Annotated in this window: 4 protein-coding genes and 1 rRNA gene; 1 reads left to right on the forward strand and 4 read right to left on the reverse strand. The window is 75.3% G+C overall.

The window, feature by feature from the left end; genetic code table 11:
• Positions 1–66: ribosomal RNA gene (rrf, locus tag QMF80_RS38520) — 5S ribosomal RNA — on the forward strand; the annotation flags it as partial.
• Between the two features lie 120 nt (positions 67–186).
• Here rrf and QMF80_RS37645 read toward each other — a convergent pair.
• The 4 genes from QMF80_RS37645 to QMF80_RS37660 form a co-directional block, all read right to left on the reverse strand.
• Entirely contained in the window at positions 187–1,497 is a 1,311-nt protein-coding gene (locus QMF80_RS37645; RefSeq protein ID WP_283461904.1) for a DUF58 domain-containing protein, read from the reverse strand.
• Complete coding sequence (locus tag QMF80_RS37650; RefSeq protein ID WP_283461905.1) at positions 1,497–2,498, reverse strand: AAA family ATPase; 1,002 nt, start codon at positions 2,496–2,498, stop codon at positions 1,497–1,499. Before QMF80_RS37650 ends, QMF80_RS37645 begins: the two co-directional genes overlap by 1 nt.
• Entirely contained in the window at positions 2,495–3,718 is a 1,224-nt protein-coding gene (locus QMF80_RS37655; protein ID WP_283461906.1) for a DUF4350 domain-containing protein, read from the reverse strand. Before QMF80_RS37655 ends, QMF80_RS37650 begins: the two co-directional genes overlap by 4 nt.
• On the reverse strand, positions 3,715–4,111 hold a 397-nt coding region (locus QMF80_RS37660; RefSeq protein WP_283461907.1), incomplete at its 5' end, for a DUF4129 domain-containing protein. The genes QMF80_RS37660 and QMF80_RS37655, both read right to left, overlap by 4 nt.

The following is a 4,111-nucleotide window of genomic DNA, read 5'->3' on the forward strand; positions in this document are numbered from 1 at the left end:
GCTAAGCCTTTCAGCGCCGATGGTACTGCAGGGGGGACCCTGTGGGAGAGTAGGACGCCGCCGAACAATTTTTCCGGGAAAGCCCCGCACCTTATGGTGCGGGGCTTTTCTGCGTTCCGGGCCAGGAAGACGGAAAAGGCGTGCCGCCGGGTTACCGAGAAGGGTCGGCAACCCGGACGGGACGTCTTAGAGGCGGCCGGCTGCTTTGAGGGCGAGATACGCGTCGGCGAGGGCCGGGGCCAGGGTGTCCGGGGTGGCGTCGACGACGTGGACACCGTGGCGGGAGAGCTGGTCCGCGGTGCGGCGGCGCTGGGCCTGGGTGGTGGTGGCCGCCGCCGCCTCGTAGACCGCGTCGACGCTGCCCCGGGCCGTGGCCATCTCCGCGATGTGCGGATCGGCGACCGAGGCCAGCAGGACCGTGTGGCGCTGCGTGAGGCTGGGGAGCAGCGGGAGCAGGCCCTCTTCGATCGGGGCGGCGTCCAGGCTCGTCAGCAGGACCACCAGGGAGCGGCGCGGGGCGCCGCGCAGGATCGTGGAGACCAGGCCGCGGGCGTCCGTCTCGACGAGTTCGGGCTCCAGCGGGGCCATGGCGTTCACGAAGGCGGGCAGGACGTCGCCCGGCGGGCGGCCCTGGACGTGTGCGCGGGTGCGGCGGTCGTGGGCCAGCAGATCCACCCGGTCGCCCGCGCGGGTGGCCAGGGCCGCCAGCAGCAGGGCCGCGTCCATGGCGGAGTCCAGGCGGGGGGCGTCACCGACGCGCCCCGCGGACGTACGCCCGGTGTCGAGACAGATGAGGATGTGCCGGTCGCGTTCGGGACGCCAGGTGCGGACGGCGACCTTGTTCTGGCGGGCGGTGGCCCGCCAGTCGATGGAACGGGTGTCGTCGCCGGGAACGTAGTCCCGCAGGCTGTCGAACTCGGTGCCCTCGCCGCGGGTCAGCACACTGGTGCGGCCGTCGAGCTCGCGCAGTCGCGCGAGCCGGGACGGCAGGTGCTTGCGGCTGGTGAAGGGCGGCAGGACGCGGACCGTCCAGGGGGCGACGTGGCTGCCCTGGCGGGCCATGAGGCCCAGCGGGCCGTACGAGCGGATGGTGATCCGGTCGGCCCTGCGGTCGCCGCGCCGGGAAGGACGCAGCCGGGTGGTCAGACGGCGGCGTTCGCCCGGCGGGACCGTGAGCGTGTGCCGGGAGGCCGCGGCTTCCGTGTCCGGGAGCCAGCTGCTCGGGGGCCAGGCGTCGCGGACCTTGGCGCGGAGCCTGCGGCCCGCCCGGTTGGTGACCGTGAGATGGACGTCGGCGCCCTCGCCCAGGCGCACCGCGGTGTCGCCGGAGCGGGCGAGCACGAGGCTGCGTACCGGCGCGGCGAGGGCGTAGTCGACGGCGCAGGCCAGCGCGAGGGGGCCGTTGACGGCGAGGATCCCGGTCCAGCTCGGTTCGAGCAGGCCTACGGGCACGCTGCCGAGGGCCGCCAGCAGGGCGGCGCGTCCGGTGAGGGCCATCAGCGCGGGACGGGGACGTGGGAAAGGATCGCGGTGATGACCGCGTCCGCGGTGACGCCTTCCATTTCGGCCTCGGGGCGCAGCTGGACGCGGTGGCGCAGCGTGGGCAGGGCGAGGGCCTTCACGTCGTCGGGGGTGACGTAGTCGCGGCCGGTCAGCCAGGCCCAGGCGCGGGCGGTGGCGAGCAGGGCGGTGGCGCCGCGCGGGGAGACGCCCAGGGTGAGGGAGGGCGATTCGCGGGTGGCGCGGCAGATGTCGACGACGTACCCGGTGATCTCCGGGGAGACGGTGGTGGCGGCGACGGCGCGGCGGGCCGCTTCGAGGTCGGCGGGGCCCGCGACGGGGCGGATGCCCGCCGCCTTGAGGTCGCGCGGGTCGAATCCGGCGGCGTGCCGGGTCAGTACGTTGATCTCGTCCGCGCGGGAGGGCAGCGGGACGGTGAGTTTGAGGAGGAAGCGGTCGAGCTGGGCCTCGGGCAGCGGGTAGGTGCCCTCGTACTCGACGGGGTTCTGCGTGGCGGCGACGAGGAAGGGCTCGGGCAGCGGGCGGGGGCTGCCGTCCACGGTGACCTGGCGTTCCTCCATCGCTTCGAGGAGGGAGGACTGGGTCTTGGGGGGCGTCCGGTTGATCTCGTCCGCGAGGAGGAGGTTGGTGAAGACCGGGCCGTCCTGGAAGGAGAACTCGGCGGTGCGGGCGTCGTAGACCAAGGAGCCGGTGATGTCGCTCGGCATCAGGTCGGGGGTGAACTGGACGCGCTTGGTGCCCAGTTCGAGGGAGGCGGCCAGGGCGCGGACGAGCAGGGTCTTGGCGACGCCGGGGACGCCTTCGAGGAGGACGTGGCCGCGGCACAGGAGGGCGACGACGAGGCCGGTGACGGCGGCGTCCTGGCCGACGACGGCCTTGCCGATCTCGGTGCGGAGCGCTTCGAGCGAGGCGCGTGCGCGGTCCGCGTCCGGCTGGGCGGGGGCTGCCTGGTAGGCGTCGGCGGGCGTGGCCGTCATGAGGTACGGACCTCTCTTTCGAGGGCGTCGAGGTGGTCGGCGAGCGCGACGAGTGCCGCGTCGTCCGTGGGGGTGGGGCCGAAGAGCAGTCCGGGCAGGTCCCGGGCGGGATCCGCGACGCGATCGGCGACGGCGGGGAGCAGTGCGGCGGGGTCCTGGGCGTGCGCGGGTGGTACGCCGAGCAGCGTGGCCAGCCGTTGGCGGGTGGCCTCCCGCAGGACGGCGCAGGCCCGGTCGCGGGCTCCGGCCTTGCGGTAGAGGCGGGCGCGGCCCTCGGTGGTCTCGGAGGCGCGGACGACGACGGGCAGCCGCTCGGTGACCAGGGGGCCGAGCCTGCGGGCCCGCCAGAGGGCGGCGAGGAGGGCGGCCGCGGTGAGCTGGAGCAGGGCCCAGCCCCAGCCCGCGGGGATGAGTTCGAAGAAGCTTTTCTGCTGCTCGTCCTGGCCGTCGAGGGAGTCGGCGGGGGAGGGGAGGTACCAGACGAGTTCGCCGCGGGTGCCGAGGAGTTGCAGGGCCAGGGCGGCGTTGCCCTCGTCGGCGAGGGACTCGTTGAGCAGGATCCGTTCGGAGCCGAGGACGACGGTGTCGCCGCCGTGGGCGCCGGGGAGGACCAGCAGGGTGGGGTGGCCCTGGCTGGGGTAGCAGGAGACGGCCCGCGGGAGGTCGGTGGTGTAGCGGGTGCCCCCGCCGGTGGCGGTGCGCCCGGCGGCGGTGGCCGCGGGCAGCGGGCAGGCGGGGGCGAGGGTCTTCTCGCGGGAGGTGCCCTTGACATGGACGCCGGGGGTGAGGTCCGGGAGGGCGGTGCCGGTGGGCTCGATGAGGACCGTACGGCCTCCGGCGAGGTCCATGGCGGTGCGCAGGACCGGGCGGCGCTGCGCGCCGAGCAGGTCGGGGGCGGTGACCAGGAGGGTGGTGCCGGGTCCCGCGGCTTCGGCGGCTTCGGCGGCGGTGGTCACGACGCGGGTGGTGACCCCGCGCTGCTTGAGGAGTTGGGCGACGGCCCGGCTGCCGGTGCGGTCGGGGGAGCGAGGGTCGAGGCTGCCGTGGGTCTGGCCGGTGCGCAGGGAGGCCAGGGTGATGCCCGCGACGACGAGGACGGCTATCGCGATGAGGAAGCCGCGGGCCCGGCGCCGGAGCAGGGCGGCTCCGGGCGCGGTGGACGTCGAGGCGCGGGGAGGCGCGGTGGCGGGGGGCGCCGCCGGAGTGCGGGTGCTGGTCATGCGGTCGGGCCTCCCGCGGTGGTCAGCAGGGGTCTGGTGCGTTGCAGGGTGACGTCGAGGTCCCGCAGGCGGGTGTACGTACCGCTGTCGGCGGGGCGGCCGCCGTAGGTGACGTCGTCGAACGCGCGGGCCGCGGCGCGCAGTTCGCCGGTGTGGGCGGGCAGGGAACGCGCGGCTTCGGCGGCGGCCTCGTCGGCGGTGCGGCCGGGGCGCGGATCGAGGAGGGTGCGTTCCTCCAGGGAGCGCACGACGGCGCGCATGCGTTCCTGGACGGCTTCGGTCCAGTGTCCGGCGGCGGCGTGCGCCTCGGCGTTCGCGCGGTGGTCGGCGGCGCTGCGCGGACCCTCGTCGAAGAGGAGTCCGGCGGTGGGGGGGGGGGGGGGGGGGGGGGGG

The sequence above is a fragment of the Streptomyces sp. G-G2 genome (assembly GCF_030063135.1).
Taxonomy (GTDB): Bacteria; Actinomycetota; Actinomycetes; order Streptomycetales; family Streptomycetaceae; genus Streptomyces.